Below are 13,948 nucleotides of genomic sequence, written 5' to 3' on the forward strand. Positions count from 1 at the left end.
TCTCTCCTTCCTAATGGGTGACGCTTATGGCTGCATCAATTGGTTTTTCCATCTGCCGAGCGAGCCCCTAAGCCGCAATATCGCTTTGGAATGCAGCTGCGAGATGCGCGACGGCGACAGGCACATGACCTCGGCGATTTCACTCAAGGACAGCTCTTCGTAATAAAACAGCGAGACGACGGTGCGTTCTTTGTCGGTCAGCTTGTCGATCGCCTTAGCCAACGATTCCTTCAAATAAAACTCGTTCACCTGATTTTCCGGGTTTTTCGCTTTCTCGTCGACCATGAGCGAAAGTCGCGTCTCCGCTTCTTCCTCCTTGATCGGGTCGTCGAACGAGCATACGGTCGTAACCGATATTTCCTGCAGCATGTGCTGGAATTCTTTCTCGGTGATGTGCAAGTATTCGCTCATCTCCGAATCGGTCACGGTGCGCAAGTAGTGCTGCTCCAGCTTCTGGTAGGCATCCTCGATTTTTTTGGCTTTCTCGCGAACCGAGCGGGGCACCCAGTCGCCTTGCCTCAACCCGTCTATCATCGCGCCGCGGATGCGCCAGGAGGCGTACGTTTCGAACTGCAGGCCGCGTTCGTAGTCGAATTTCTCGATCGCGTCGATTAAGCCCATTATACCATAGCTCGATATATCGTCCCTAGAAACGTTTTTGGGCAATCCGATAAGAAGACGGCCGACCACATATTCGACCAACGGCAAATAGTGCTCGATCAACGACTGTTTCGCCGAAAGCAAACCTTCACTTTTCCATTGTTTCCAAACTTCCAAATTGGACAAGGGGGATTGCTTTTGTTGAATCATCAAAGTCCGCACTCCTTACTTTTCTTTCAAATGTCGCAGCGCCTGCGCGAGCTGTTCGGGTTCGGTTTCGGAAACCGTAGCGAGCTTCTGAGGCTGGAGCGGCACGAAGCTGTCGTCGCCGTCCGGCTCGGAACGGTTCAACTGCTCCTTGAGCATACCGTTCAGCTCGTCCCGGTCGTCGGGCGTCGCCTCGTTGACCGCTTGACCGATATGTCCCCGATCTTCCCCGGCTTGTGGGGCAACGCCCTTCAGGCCAATCAGGGTACCCATTATCCAGCGTAAAGCAAAAACGACGGCAAACAGGATAATAAAGCTGTAAAAGCCTTGCAGCAGCGCCCGGCTCATATAGTTGCGTGAAACCGACAGCGCGAAGGTCAGCGTGAAGCCGACGAGACCGACAATAATGTTCCAGCGCAAAGTTCCGATCATAAGAACTGTTCCTTAACTCCTTGTTGGACGGTTCGCAGTACGAGTATGCCGCTTTCCGAGTGAAACTCGATCGTTCTGCCGTGATTGCCGCCCGTATCCTCGGCCAAAACCGGGATCGACAGCAGCCTCAGCTGCACCTTGCACGATTCCACATTGCGCGGCCCGATTCTCATCGTGTCGCTCGTCGTCTGAAAGGCGAACATTTGTGCGCCTCCGGCAAGCTTCGCCACCAGCCGGGCGTTTGCCGCTCCGAGCCGGTTCATCCGGCGGACAAGCTCCGGTATGGCTGTATCGGCATATTTGGCAATGTTGAGGTTTCCTTCCTTGGCTATGTCGGAGGATGGCAGCATCACATGCGCCATGCCCGCTACCTTCACCTTCGGATCGTAGAGCGTCACCCCTACGCACGAACCGAGTCCTGTCGTTTTTAAAATGCCCGTTACCGAGGCAACGTTCAAATCCGCCATTCCCACCTTGATGAGCTGATCCTGAATCATTCGAGCGGCACTCCCAACGAAGCGAATATTTTATCGAACGATTCGGGATCGGGAACGAGGAACACATGACCTTCCACGGCATCGTTTCCTTCAAAAAACTTGGTGTCGATGAACAGCGCCCGGTCCCCCATCTCCCCGTACTGGATGAGGCCGTAGCTGACGATGGCGCCGAGCATGTCGATCGCCAGCGCGGGTACGGAAGGAGTCATGCTCAACTTTGTAAAATCCGCCAGCGAGGACAAGTAAGATCCCGCCAAAATGTTGCCGATTTCGTTGAGAGCCGACAGCTCCATCTCCGAGTAATGCTCGTCGTCCCCGCTCGTGATGCCGGCGAGGTTGGTGAGCAGCATCTTGGCCGAAGGCTGGGTCAAGAAAAAGAACATATTGCCGGGAGCGTCACCGGTCACCCGCAGGAAGATGGCGATAACGACCTGCTCTGACCCGCCCAGCACATCGACAATTTCCTCGAACGGCAGCAGATTGACTAGCGGCACCTGCATATCGACCGGACGGGCCAGCAGTTTGGATAACGCCGTTGCCGCATTGCCCGCGCCGATGTTGCCCACTTCCTTCAGGACGTCCAGTTGAAAATCGGCAAAATCGTGAAAATTGGGCATGCTCATTCTCCGAATTGCTCAAGCTGGACGATCTCGCTTTTATTGAGCACTTCTTCCAGATTCAGCAGCACGAGCAGACGGCCTTCGCCGAGCTTAGCCAATCCGCGCAAATATTTGGCGCGAATGCCGCCGACGATTTCCGGGGGCTGCTCGATCGCTTCGCTGTCGACGTCGACGACATCGTTTGCCGTATCGACGATCATGCCGACCTCCATCTCCTTGACTGCCACGATAATGATCCGCGAGTTGTCGGTGTAGTCGGCTTCCTCCAGTCCGAAGCGGCCCCGCAAATCGATAACCGGCACGACGACGCCGCGCAGATTGATCACCCCTTTGACGAACGGGGGCGTTTTGGGCACCCGGGTCAACGGCTGCATCCGTTCGATCGTCCGCACTTTGTCCACTTCTACGCCGTACTGCTCTTGAGCCAGCGAGAATACGATCACCTTAAGCTCTTCTCCCATGATGGAACCTCCCGATTATTTAATTAGCGCATTCGTATCGATAATCAGAGCCACTTGTCCATCGCCCAAAATCGTCGCTCCGGATATCGCGAACAGGTTGGTCAAATATTTGCCCAGCGTCTTCAGGACGATTTCCTGCTGACCGATAAACTCGTCCACCATAAGCGCGGCCAGCTTGTCGCCCTTGCGGATCACGACGATTTCCGTCTCCGCCTCGTCCGCTTCCGAGAAGTCGGGGACCTCGAACAGCTTGCTTAGCGACAGCAGCGGAATGATGCTGCTGCGGAACTCCATCAGCCGATTTCCGTGAACGTCGCGAATTTGCTCTTTGCGGATGACCGCGGTTTCCACAATGGAAGAGAGCGGGATCGCGTATTTCTCCGAGCCGAGGCGGACCAACATCGCCGAGATGATCGACAGCGTCAGCGGAAGCTGTACGGAAAATTTCGTACCCGCTCCCAGCCGGGAGCTGACCTGTACGCTGCCGCCGAGCGATTCGATCTTCGTCTTGACTACGTCGAGCCCGACTCCGCGTCCGGAAATGTCGGATATTTTGTCGGCCGTGCTGAAGCCGGCGGCAAACAGCAGCATATACACTTCCTCGTCTGCCAGCGTCTTGGCCTGCTCCGGCGTGACGACGCCTCTTTTCAAAGCGATGCCGAGCACCTTGTCCCTATCGATTCCTTTGCCGTCATCCTCAATCTCGATGAAGACATGGTTGCCGCTGTGGAACGCCCGCAAATGCACCGTACCGGTCTCCGCCTTGCCGGCGGCCAGCCGTTCCGGGATCGTCTCGATGCCGTGGTCGACGGAGTTGCGCAGCAAATGGACGAGCGGGTCGCCGATTTCATCGATAACCGTACGGTCCAGCTCCGTATCCGCGCCGACAATGACGAGGTCCAGCTTCTTGTCCAGCGACTTGGCGAGATCGCGCACCATCCGGGGAAACCGGTTAAATACGTTATCGATCGGCACCATCCGCAGTTTCAGTACGATGTTTTGCAGATCGCTGCTGACGCGGGCCATATGTTCCACGGTTTCCGTCAGATCGTTGCGCCGCACTTCGCTAGCCAGCTGCTCGAGACGTACCCGGTCGATAAGCAGCTCGCTGAACAAATTCATCAGCACGTCCAGCCGCTCGATATCGACGCGGATCGTGCGCGAAGCGACCGCCGTCCCCCCGCCTGCCGCTTTGGGAGCAGCGGCTTCCGCGCGGGCCGCGGCCGGGGCGACCTCGTTTCTCGCCGCCGCTGCCTCCTGCTGCACGGCTGCGGCCGGCTGCTTCTTCTCCAGCCCCCGCTTCAGACCGTCCTCGTCCATCTTCTCGGCCGTAACCTTCTCGATCTCGCTAATATTGCCGAGCTGCCTTTCCAGCTCTTCGCGTCCCGTTTCGGAGACAAGGTAGACGGAGAACGTCGTATCAAACTTCTCCTTCTCGATATCTTCCACCGACGGATTCGATTTGACGACTTCGCCGTTTTGCTCCAAAACGTTAAAGACCATATATGCCCGGGCAGCCTTGAGCACACAAGTCGCTTGGACCGACACCTCGATCCGGTATACTTGCAGCCCCGCTTCCACCGACTGGGACAAGATCGAATACTGGAACTCGTCCAGCTCGGCTTCGCCGGATGCGGCTGCCGGCGCAGCGGCTGCGGAAGGAACGGCCTTCTCGTAATCGCCGGTAACGATCGATTTCAATACCGCAACAATCGGGGATACGTCGGCTTTCCCCGTTCCGCCGTTGATAATATCTTCCACCATCGCTTCCAGCGAATCGAGGCTTTTGAAGATCGTATCGAATATAAACGGGTTCATCGCCAGCTTATGGTTGCGGACGAGATCCAGCACGTTTTCCATCTCATGAGTCAGCGAAGCCAGGTCCTCGAAGCCCATCGTCGCCGACATTCCCTTCAGCGTATGGGCCGAGCGGAATATGGTCTGCACGATGGCGATATCTTCCGGACTTGCTTCCAGCTTCAGCATATTATCGTTCAACGCCTGCAAGTGCTCTCTGGACTCGTCGATAAACATGCTCAAATATTGATTCAGTTCCATCCGACAACCCCCCTGATTGTTTCGTTACGGCTTCCCGCCCGCGTCACGTCCGACAAGCTCGGTCAGCTTGGCGGCTATCCGGTAAAGCGGCAGCTCGTGCGTCACGCAGCTTAGCTCTACCGCGGCGCGCGGCATCCCGTACACGACGCATGTTTCGCTGGACTCCGCGATCGTCGTCAGCGCGCCTGCCTGCTTCAGCGCCTGCATCCCCCGCGCCCCGTCGCTCCCCATGCCGGTCATCAGTACGATGTGACGTTTGAGCTCGCGGAACGGCAGCAGCGATTCGAACAGCATATCGACCGACGGACGGTGTCCGCTGCGCGGCTCGTCCTTGGTCAAACACACTCTATAGCCCATATCGTCGCGCTTGACGATCATATGCCAGCCGCCAGGCGCAATATATACAACGCCGTTGCGCAGCCGGTCTCCGTTCGCCGCTTCCACGACCTTGATCGCCGAAGTGGAGTCGAGCCGTGTCGCCAACGATTTGGTAAAATTCGGCGGCATGTGCTGGACGACCAGCACGGGAGCCGGCAGCTCGGCAGGCAAAGCCGAGATCACCTGCTGCAGGGCGCGCGGTCCGCCCGTAGACGTGCCGATCGCCACGAGTCGTTCGACGCGGCCGCCCGAGCCGTTAATCGTCAATTCCTTCGGTTTTGCGGCCGGGAACGACGGGGTCGGGCGAACATTCGCGACTGGAGGGGTCGGCCTCACGGGCTGCGGACGCGCCATCCGCGTCATTACGGCTATGGCCAGCTTGTCCAGAAGCAGCGACTTCACCTTGAACAAGTCTAACGAGATCGAGCCCGAGGGCTTGCGGACGAAATCGACCGCGCCGATCTCCAATGCTGCGATTGTCTCCGCAGCCCCTTCCTCGGTCAAGCTGCTCAGCATGACGACCGGGGTCGGGTTATCCGCCATAATGCGTTTTAATGCTTCCAGCCCGTTCATTTCGGGCATTTCAATATCCAAGGTAATGACATCGGGCCGCAGCCGCTTTGCCTTTTCGACGGCTTCCAGTCCGTTTTTGGCCGTATCGGCCACTTCGAAACGCCCGTCCTCCGCAATCATGTCGGAAATGATTTTACGCATGAATACGGAGTCGTCGACAACCAACACTTTGTATTTGGTCATGGGATTCACCTCACCTGATGTCGTCATGTCTGGCCCGGTGACTTATTTCAACAGCTTGATCATTTTATTCAAAAAGCTTCGAACCGCTCCGCTGGACGTTTCGGAAGGGGCAGAACCGGTGACGAATTGCGCGGCAAGACGCTCGATGCTCTTCGAGGCCGGACTGTTGGGAAACGCGATCGTAAACGGAACCTGCTTTTTGACCGCCTTGCTCACACTGCTGTCATCCTCCACAAATCCAAGCGTCGGGATGTCCAGATTCAAAAATTGTTTGGCTACATAGCTGATCTTGTCCGCCGTTTGTTTGCCCTCGTGCGCCTCGGTAACCCGGTTGACCACCAGCCGGAACTTGACCTCATGGCCGAGCGACGTCACCATTTTGATAATCGCATAGGCGTCCGTAATGGCTGTCGGCTCCGGTGTCGTCACGACGATCGTTTCTGTCGCAGCTATGATAAACTTCAGCGTTTCCTTGGAAAGCCCGGCGCCCGTATCGAAAATGATAAAATCGACATAGCCGTTCAGCTCGTTGACCTGCTCGGCGAAATAGTCGATTTCCTCCTCGGTCAGACGCATCAGATCGTTAAAACCCGAGCCGCCAGCAATAAATTCAAGATCGTGATAGCCTTTATAAATAATGTCGCGGATGCCTTTTTCCCGTTTCAGCAGATGGTACAGACTGTATGCGGGGGAGGCGCCCATCAGCAAATCGATGTTGGCAAGCCCGATATCCGCGTCGAACACAAGCGTCTTGTAGCCCAGCTTCTGCAGGCAAAGCGCGAAATTGAGCGTAAAGTTCGACTTCCCGACGCCGCCTTTGCCGCTCGTAACCGTGATGATGCGGGTATTGCGCATCGGCGATTCCGCTTGGTTGCGCACCAGATTCCGCAGTCTCTGCGCCTGATCGCTCATGATTCGCGCTCCTCGAGAAGAGCATCGATCAGCTTGTCTTCATTCGTCTCGAGAATATCGTCGGGAACGTTCTGCCCGTTCGTAATATAGGAAAGCTGGAGCGGGAAATCGTAAAGCAGGTTGACGATCGATCCGTAAGAGTCCGTCTCGTCCATTTTCGTAAAGAGCACCTTATCGAGCTTGAACCTGGAAAAATTTTCGGTAATGGCCTTCATGTCCTTGTATTTGGACGTCAGGCTGAGCACCAGGAACGTCTCGCTTTTCCCGTTCGTCTGCAGCAAGGAATTCAGCTCCGACACATACATCTGGTTACGAAAATTGCGGCCCGCCGTGTCCATGAAAATGACGTCGCAATGCTCCAACTGCTGGAACGCGCGCGTTAACTCCTGAGGCGAGAACACGACTTCGAGAGGCACGTTCAGAATCGTCGCGTACGTTTTGAGCTGCTCGACGGCAGCGATGCGGTACGTATCCGACGTGATGAAACCCACTTTGCGGTTGCGCTTGAGCACCTGCTCCGCGGCCAGCTTGGCGATCGTCGTTGTTTTGCCGACGCCTGTCGGGCCTACGAAATGGGCGATTCGTGTATCGGGGTCAATTCCTTTGCGGCCTCCCGAATGGACAATACGCTTCAATTGGTTGCGCACCGCCCGATAAGCGGATTCGTCCGTCCGATCGGAAGCTTCGTCCGCAAATTCCTCGGCCGCCCCGCGCAGCAAAGCATCGGCCACATCCGGAGCGATCTCCTGATCCAGCAGAATACGTTCATATTTGCGAATCGGTTCCGGGTAAGGGAGCCCGTCCTGCTTGTCTGCCGCGAGCCTGGAAACCATTTCCTTCATCTGCCTGATTTCGTCCATCAGCAGGTCTTCTTTGCCCTTGTTACGGGGAGCCGGAGACGTTGACTGCGCAGGAGGCGCAAGCGGCGGAACGAAAGGCTCCTCCGACACGGCTGTCGGTTTGGCTGCAGCGGCGGCTTGTCTCGAGGCTACCGCGATCGCCTCCTGCATATGCGAGACGAACGATGCGCCTGCGGGGACCGCTTGTTTCAAAGAGGCCGCGGGGGTTGGCGATTCGGGCTGCTGGGCGGTGTCGGTCGCGGCGATGACCTCGATCTGCTTTTTACCGAACAGACCGAGAAATCCGCCGGAGCGGACTTCCTTCGTATTTAAAATAACCGCGTCTTTGCCCAGATCGGCCCTGATTTTTTGCAGCGCGTCCGGCATCGAATCGACGACGTACCGTTTTACCCTCATAAATTCACCACCCCTACGCTTTGAATTTCGGCTTGAGGCTCAAGCTCGCTGTAGGACAGCACCGTAATGTCCTGCATCGTTCTTTCCAGCAGCTGGCGCAAGTACATGCGGATCGTCGGCGAAGCCAGAATGACCGGCTGCTGCCCTTGCTGAACCAGCTTGCTTACCTGCTCCGTGACTTTTTGGAAAATCGTTTGCGACGATACCGGGTCGAGCGCCAAATACGAGCCATGCTCCGTCTGCTGGACGCTTTCGGCGATTTTCTTTTCCAGCGCCGGTCCGATCGTCACGACTTTCAGCGAGTCGCCCCCGGACGCGAACTGATTCGTAATTTGTCGCGACAACGCTTGCCGCACATATTCCGTCAAGATGTCCGGGTCTTTCGTATAAGTGCCGTAATCGGCCAATGTTTCGAATATCGTAACCAGATCGCGGATCGATATTTTTTCTTTCAGCAGCTTGGCCAGTACCTTCTGGATATCGCCTACGCTGAGCACGTTCGGGATCAGCTCCTCGACAATCGCCGGGTAGCTCTCTTTGACGTTCTCGACCAGCAGCTTCGTCTCCTGTCGGCCAAGCAGCTCGTGCGCGTGACGCTTCACCACTTCCGTCAAATGCGTAGCGACGACGGACGGAGGATCGACAACGGTGTAGCCGGACAGCTCGGCCCGCTCCTTCATGCTCTCGTCGATCCAGAGCGCCGGCAAGCCGAAGGCCGGCTCGGACGTCTCGATGCCGACGATGGAATCGTCCTCGATGCCCGGACTCATCGCCAAGTAATGATTGAGCAGCAGGTCGCCGCGCGCGACCGTATTGCCTTTGATTTTAATGACATAATCGTTCGGCCTTAACTGGATATTGTCATGGATGCGAATGACGGGAACGACCAGACCGAGCTCCAGCGCGCATTGCCTGCGGATCAGAATGATCCGGTCCAGCAAGTCGCCGCCCTGTTCGGTATCGGCGAGAGGGATGAGCCCGTAGCCAAACTCGAATTCGATCGGATCGACCGACAGCAGCGACACGACGCTTTCCGGGCTGCGGACTTCTTCGATCTTCTGCTCCTCGACCATATGCTCCGTCTCCTCCGCCTTGCGGCTCAGATTGCGCTGCATCCGGACAGCGGCCAAAATAAGCAGTCCGGCGATCGGAGCCGTCGTAATAAAATGAATCGGAGTAAAGATGCCGAGAAACAAAATCGTTCCGGCGACGACATAGAGCAGCTTCGGGTAACTGAACAGCTGCGCGGTCAAATCCGAAGCCAGATTTCCTTCGGAAGCGGCCCTCGTTACGATAATGCCCGCTGCGGAGGAGATAAGCAGAGCCGGAATCTGGCTGACCAGACCGTCCCCGATCGTCAGAATGGAGAACGTTTTTAACGACTCCGACAGCGTCATATCGTGAAAGGTTGCGCCGATAATCAAACCGCCGATCATATTAATGAACAAAATGACGATGCTGGCGATCGCGTCACCTTTTACGAATTTGCTGGCGCCGTCCATCGCTCCGTAAAAATCCGCTTCCCGTTCGATCTTCTTTCGACGATCCTTCGCTTCCTGCTCGTTAATCAGACCGGAGTTCAGATCGGCGTCGATCGCCATCTGCTTACCGGGCATCGCGTCGAGCGTAAACCGGGCGCCTACCTCGGCGACCCGCTCCGAGCCTTTCGTGATGACGATAAATTGCACGATGACGAGAATGAGGAAGACGACGAATCCCACGACCAGATTGCCGCCGGCAACGAACGATCCGAACGTCGCTACAACGTTGCCCGCTTCGGCTTCGGTCAGAATGTTCCGTGTCGTGGATACGTTGAGGGCGAGCCGGAACAGCGTCGTGATGAGCAGCAAAGTCGGGAAGATGGAGAAATCGAGCGCTTGCTGGGTGTTCATCGCAATCAAAATGATCATGAGCGCGATCGTGATGTTAATGATCAGCAAAAAGTCCAGCAGAGCAAGAGGGATAGGGACGACCATCATGAGAATGATCCCGATAATTCCCGACAGTATAAATAGATCTCTCGTTCGCATGGATGCGCCCTCCTTCCCGGTTCGCTTAATGTTTCGGTTCCGCTCCAGCCGCCTTCCTTACTTGACGGCCGTCTTGCCTTTCAATTTGTATACGTATGCCAGTACTTCGGCCACCGCCTGAAACAAATCGGCCGGTATCGTTTGACCGATCTCGACCTGATCGTACAGCGCGCGGGCGAGCGGCTTGTTTTCCATCTTGACGATGCCGTGTTCCTCCGCGACCTGCCGAATTTTCAGGGCGATATAATCCATGCCTTTTGCAATGACGACCGGGGCCTCGGCTTTTTTCGGATCGTAGCGGATCGCCACGGCGAAATGAGTCGGGTTCGTGATGACGACGTCCGCTTTGGGCACATCCTGCATCATCCGCTGCAAAGCCATCCGCCGCTGTTTCTCGCGGATCTTCCCTTTGATCAGCGGGTCCCCTTCGGTGTTCTTGTATTCCTGCTTTACTTCGTCCTTGGACATCCGCAAGTTTTTCTCGTATTCGTACTTCTGGTACATGTAGTCGAACACGGCCAGCACGAGCATAATGGCGGCGATTTGCACGCCGAGCATCAGGATCAGATGCGCAGTAAACGAGAACGTGTGAACGAGCGGCCAGCGCCCCATCTCGATAAAATCGCTTCTCGCATTCCATATGGAGAAGAAGACGACAAGACCGATAACGGTCATCTTCAAAACCGATTTCAGCAGCTCCACCAGCGAGCGAAGCTTGAACAAATTAGCAATTCCTTTGATCGGATCAAGCTTGCTGAACGACATCTTGAGCGGCTCCGTCGTAAAAAGAAACCCGATCTGCGAATACGAGGCCAATATCGCCATGACCATGGCCAAGCCGAACAACGGAGCCATCAGGATCAAGCCTTCGAATATAAGCCGTCCGAACATGGTCGACACGTTGTTCAGCGTCATCTCCAGCCCCATGTAATCGTGGAAGGTGGATACGAACATGTTCTCGATTTTGTCCCGCATCAAGCTCCCGTAGCCGAAGAGCAGCAGCACGATGCCGAACAGAATAAACGCCGAAGGGAGCTCCATGCTTTTGGCAACCTGCCCTTTGCGCCGGGACTCCTGCTTCTTCTTCGGCGTCGCCTTCTCCGTCTTCTCGCCGGCAAACAGCTGCAGATCAAGCGGCAGCGCAAATCGCGACACGGTTCATTCCCCCACACGCACAGCCTGAATGTTCATGACGGTCTTGTACCGATAAGCTTGACCAACTGGTCCAACGACTGGAACAAAGAGCCGAACAAATCCTGAAACAAGTAAATAAAACCCGGAAGAATAAGGACGAGCAGTAAAAATCCAACCAAAATCTTGATCGGCACCCCGACCACGAATATGTTGAACTGGGGGGCGGTTTTGGAAAGAATGCCGAGACCGACGTCGGTCAAAAACAGCGCCACGACAAGCGGTGCGGACATTTGCAGCGCAATCGCGAACACGTTCGAGAACGCCCGCAGCAGAAACTCGTGCACGGCGCCATCCTGGATGCTGCCAAACAGCCCGTTCGACAGCGAAACCATACCGTAGCTTTTCATGATGCCTTCGAACATGTAATGATGGCCGTTAAAAGTAAGAAACAGCAGCATCGCCAAAATAAACTTGAAATTGCCGATCAGCGGACTTTGCGCGCCGGTCATCGGATCAATGACGTTGGCAATGCCGAGCCCCATTTGAATATCGATGAACGATCCGGAAATTTGCACCGCGGTAAAAAACAAATAAGCAGTAAAGCCAAGCAGCAAGCCGACCAGAACTTCGCGAATGATCGACATTACGAACACCGCATCCATGTTCGCCGGCGTCTGAAGACCGACGGTCGGGAAGATCAGGAAGGCGATTATAGCCGATATGCCGATCTTCCACTGAGGCGGCACGCCGCGTGTCGAGAATACCGGCGCGGCCAGAACAAAGGCGGTAATGCGGCAAAATATAAGCAGCCAGTTCGGCAAGTAAGGAATCCACTGTTCCATATCGGAGCCCCTTACCCGATGAACTTGTACAAATTGTCGAGCAGATTAAACGTGTAGTCGACCAGCGTCTGCAACACCCACCGTCCGAAAACGAGAATGGACAACAGTACAACGACAATCTTCGGAACAAACGCCAGCGTCTGCTCCTGAATTTGCGTCGCCGCCTGAAACACGCTGATCAGCAACCCGACCGCGAGCGCCAGCACAAGCATTGGCGCGCTGGCCTTTAGTACGGTGTAGACGGCTTCCCCGGCTAGACGAATGACGAACTCGGAACTCAACCGCCGACACTCCTTTTGCAATTTCGGCTCGGCTGCAGCCCGCTTACAGCGGTCAGACGGGATGGAAGCTGAGCAGAAGCGATTTGACGACCAGATACCAGCCGTCGACCAGAACGAACAACAAAATTTTAAAAGGCAGAGAAATCATGACCGGAGGCAGCATCATCATCCCCATGGACATCAGCGTGCTCGCGACGACCATATCGATGACGAGAAACGGAATAAAGATCATAAAGCCCATCTGAAAAGCCGATTTCATCTCGCTGATGGCAAAGGCCGGTATGAGCGCCGTGAGCGGCGTATCTTCCACGCCTGCTGGCTTCTCCGCTTTCGAATAGTTCAGAAACAGCATCAAATCTTTCTCGCGCGTCTGCGCCGCCATAAATTTTTTCAGCGGCAGCGCTGCCGCTGACAGCGCCTCAGTCTGATTGATCTCCCCTTGCAAATAAGGCTGAATCGCCGTCTGGTTGACTTGCGACAACGTGGGCGACATCACGAACAGCGTCAAAAACAAGGCGAGACCAATCAGGACCTGATTGGGCGGCATCTGCTGCGTACCGAGAGCGGTACGGACAAAGCCGAGCACGATGACAATTCGCGTAAAGCTGGTCATCAGCACCAGAATCGCCGGCGCGAGGCTGAGCACGGTGATCAACAGGATAAGCGTTACCGTATTGGCAGCCGCTCCGCTTCCCGTACCGTTGCCGATGTTGATGTCGATACCCGGAATCGGATCCGCTGCGAACGAATATTCCGGAAACGCCAACAAAACGAGTAAAACGGCGCCAAGCGCCACGGCGTAACGGCTCATCGGTCGACCTTCCGGCCGGTGTCGTCATCGCTTTGCAAAATATCTTCCATAAGCTTTTTGCGGTCCGCCATATGCTTCATCTTCGATTCGAATACGTTTTGAAAAGAAGCGGCCACTTGATTTTCATCCTCCAACGTTTCCTTCTCGCCCTTCTTCAACCTGCCCAGCCAATCGCGAAGCTTCTGCCACCCCTGAAAAGGGGCTTCCCGCTCCGGAGACAGAACGGCGGATATGTAGGCTATTTCCTCGGGATCGTCTATTTTGTGGATCAGGTTCACCGAATCCCCTACTCCGAGTATATATAGCGATTTGCCGATCTCGACGATCTGCACCGATTTGTTTGGACCGATCGGCAAACCGCCCATCGTTCGGAACACGGTGCGCGCCGGATTCCAGCTCCATTTTTTTTTGGCCAAAACCTTCATTATGATCAGAAAGATGCCGATAATGATAGTAAGGAAGAAGATGACCTTGACTATCGCCATAAACATGGCGCCCGAATCTCCGGGAAGAGCCGCACCGTCCGTACCGGCACCAAAGCCCCCCGCTTTCTCTTCGGCGTACACGCCGGCCGCACCGTACAGCCACAGGATCGGCAGAGTCGCAACGCCGGATAGGGCCAGCCGCAACGAGAAGCGGGGCAGCCTCAAGCGTCCTGCCGCACGCATGCCGG

General features: G+C 55.7%; 15 protein-coding genes. All 15 read right to left on the reverse strand.

All coding sequences use genetic code 11. From position 1 onward, the window contains the following. Positions 1-24: 24 nt before the first annotated feature. From ABD796_RS16850 to ABD796_RS16920, 15 genes are read right to left on the reverse strand one after another with little or no spacing between them, the layout of a single operon-like run. Complete coding sequence (locus ABD796_RS16850; RefSeq protein WP_344909474.1) at positions 25-810, reverse strand: FliA/WhiG family RNA polymerase sigma factor; 786 nt, start codon at positions 808-810, stop codon at positions 25-27. A 15-nt stretch (positions 811-825) separates the two neighbouring features. After that, a complete protein-coding gene (locus tag ABD796_RS16855; RefSeq protein ID WP_344909475.1) occupies positions 826-1,239 on the reverse strand; it encodes a hypothetical protein in 414 nt (137 codons plus the stop codon). Then, the gene (locus tag ABD796_RS16860) at positions 1,236-1,736 is read right to left on the reverse strand and encodes a chemotaxis protein CheD (protein ID WP_344909477.1); all 501 of its coding nucleotides are present in this window, start codon (positions 1,734-1,736) and stop codon (positions 1,236-1,238) included. Before ABD796_RS16860 ends, ABD796_RS16855 begins: the two co-directional genes overlap by 4 nt. Then, positions 1,733-2,353, reverse strand: coding sequence for a chemotaxis protein CheC (locus ABD796_RS16865; protein ID WP_344909479.1), 621 nt, complete (start codon positions 2,351-2,353; stop codon positions 1,733-1,735). Before ABD796_RS16865 ends, ABD796_RS16860 begins: the two co-directional genes overlap by 4 nt. 2 nt (positions 2,354-2,355) lie before the next feature. Beyond that, positions 2,356-2,817 (reverse strand): chemotaxis protein CheW, encoded by a 462-nt coding sequence (locus tag ABD796_RS16870; protein WP_344909481.1) that lies wholly within the window; start codon positions 2,815-2,817, stop codon positions 2,356-2,358. A 15-nt stretch (positions 2,818-2,832) separates the two neighbouring features. Beyond that, on the reverse strand, positions 2,833-4,875 hold the full coding sequence (locus ABD796_RS16875; protein ID WP_344909483.1) for a chemotaxis protein CheA: 2,043 nt from the start codon (positions 4,873-4,875) through the stop codon (positions 2,833-2,835). 24 nt (positions 4,876-4,899) lie between these two features. Beyond that, the gene (locus ABD796_RS16880; protein ID WP_344909485.1) at positions 4,900-6,009 is read right to left on the reverse strand and encodes a protein-glutamate methylesterase/protein-glutamine glutaminase; all 1,110 of its coding nucleotides are present in this window, start codon (positions 6,007-6,009) and stop codon (positions 4,900-4,902) included. A 42-nt stretch (positions 6,010-6,051) separates the two neighbouring features. Further along, entirely contained in the window at positions 6,052-6,921 is an 870-nt protein-coding gene (locus tag ABD796_RS16885; RefSeq protein WP_344909487.1) for a MinD/ParA family protein, read from the reverse strand. Beyond that, a complete protein-coding gene (flhF, locus tag ABD796_RS16890; RefSeq protein ID WP_344909489.1) occupies positions 6,918-8,177 on the reverse strand; it encodes a flagellar biosynthesis GTPase FlhF in 1,260 nt (419 codons plus the stop codon). The genes ABD796_RS16885 and flhF overlap by 4 nt, the downstream gene beginning before the upstream one ends. After that, positions 8,174-10,207, reverse strand: coding sequence for a flagellar biosynthesis protein FlhA (gene flhA, locus ABD796_RS16895; protein ID WP_344909491.1), 2,034 nt, complete (start codon positions 10,205-10,207; stop codon positions 8,174-8,176). The genes flhF and flhA overlap by 4 nt, the downstream gene beginning before the upstream one ends. A 57-nt stretch (positions 10,208-10,264) precedes the next feature. After that, the gene (gene flhB, locus ABD796_RS16900; RefSeq protein WP_344909493.1) at positions 10,265-11,362 is read right to left on the reverse strand and encodes a flagellar biosynthesis protein FlhB; all 1,098 of its coding nucleotides are present in this window, start codon (positions 11,360-11,362) and stop codon (positions 10,265-10,267) included. A 32-nt stretch (positions 11,363-11,394) separates the two neighbouring features. Further along, entirely contained in the window at positions 11,395-12,183 is a 789-nt protein-coding gene (gene fliR, locus ABD796_RS16905) for a flagellar biosynthetic protein FliR (RefSeq protein WP_344909495.1), read from the reverse strand. A gap of 11 nt (positions 12,184-12,194) precedes the next feature. Beyond that, positions 12,195-12,464, reverse strand: a complete 270-nt coding sequence (gene fliQ, locus ABD796_RS16910) for a flagellar biosynthesis protein FliQ (RefSeq protein WP_344909497.1) — start codon at positions 12,462-12,464, stop codon at positions 12,195-12,197. Between the two features lie 52 nt (positions 12,465-12,516). Continuing rightward, positions 12,517-13,275: a flagellar type III secretion system pore protein FliP gene (fliP, locus tag ABD796_RS16915; RefSeq protein ID WP_344909500.1), complete on the reverse strand. Its 759-nt coding sequence runs from the start codon at positions 13,273-13,275 to the stop codon at positions 12,517-12,519. Further along, the gene (locus tag ABD796_RS16920) at positions 13,272-13,943 is read right to left on the reverse strand and encodes a flagellar biosynthetic protein FliO (protein ID WP_344909502.1); all 672 of its coding nucleotides are present in this window, start codon (positions 13,941-13,943) and stop codon (positions 13,272-13,274) included. The genes fliP and ABD796_RS16920 overlap by 4 nt, the downstream gene beginning before the upstream one ends. Positions 13,944-13,948 lie beyond the last annotated feature (5 nt).

Source organism: Paenibacillus hodogayensis (assembly GCF_039536325.1).
Classification (GTDB): Bacteria; Bacillota; Bacilli; order Paenibacillales; family NBRC-103111; genus Paenibacillus_AB; species Paenibacillus_AB hodogayensis.

Coding starts and splice junctions, on each gene's coding strand:
- ABD796_RS16870 (WP_344909481.1), bottom strand. CDS start 2,817: ATGGGAGAAGAGCTTAAGGTGATCGTATTCTCGCTGGCTCAAGAGCAG.
- ABD796_RS16875 (WP_344909483.1), bottom strand. CDS start 4,875: ATGGAACTGAATCAATATTTGAGCATGTTTATCGACGAGTCCAGAGAG.
- fliP (WP_344909500.1), bottom strand. CDS start 13,275: ATGAGCCGTTACGCCGTGGCGCTTGGCGCCGTTTTACTCGTTTTGTTG.
- flhA (WP_344909491.1), bottom strand. CDS start 10,207: ATGCGAACGAGAGATCTATTTATACTGTCGGGAATTATCGGGATCATT.
- flhF (WP_344909489.1), bottom strand. CDS start 8,177: ATGAGGGTAAAACGGTACGTCGTCGATTCGATGCCGGACGCGCTGCAA.
- ABD796_RS16850 (WP_344909474.1), bottom strand. CDS start 810: ATGATTCAACAAAAGCAATCCCCCTTGTCCAATTTGGAAGTTTGGAAA.
- ABD796_RS16865 (WP_344909479.1), bottom strand. CDS start 2,353: ATGCCCAATTTTCACGATTTTGCCGATTTTCAACTGGACGTCCTGAAG.
- ABD796_RS16855 (WP_344909475.1), bottom strand. CDS start 1,239: ATGATCGGAACTTTGCGCTGGAACATTATTGTCGGTCTCGTCGGCTTC.
- ABD796_RS16860 (WP_344909477.1), bottom strand. CDS start 1,736: ATGATTCAGGATCAGCTCATCAAGGTGGGAATGGCGGATTTGAACGTT.
- ABD796_RS16885 (WP_344909487.1), bottom strand. CDS start 6,921: ATGAGCGATCAGGCGCAGAGACTGCGGAATCTGGTGCGCAACCAAGCG.
- ABD796_RS16880 (WP_344909485.1), bottom strand. CDS start 6,009: ATGACCAAATACAAAGTGTTGGTTGTCGACGACTCCGTATTCATGCGT.
- fliR (WP_344909495.1), bottom strand. CDS start 12,183: ATGGAACAGTGGATTCCTTACTTGCCGAACTGGCTGCTTATATTTTGC.
- ABD796_RS16920 (WP_344909502.1), bottom strand. CDS start 13,943: ATGCGTGCGGCAGGACGCTTGAGGCTGCCCCGCTTCTCGTTGCGGCTG.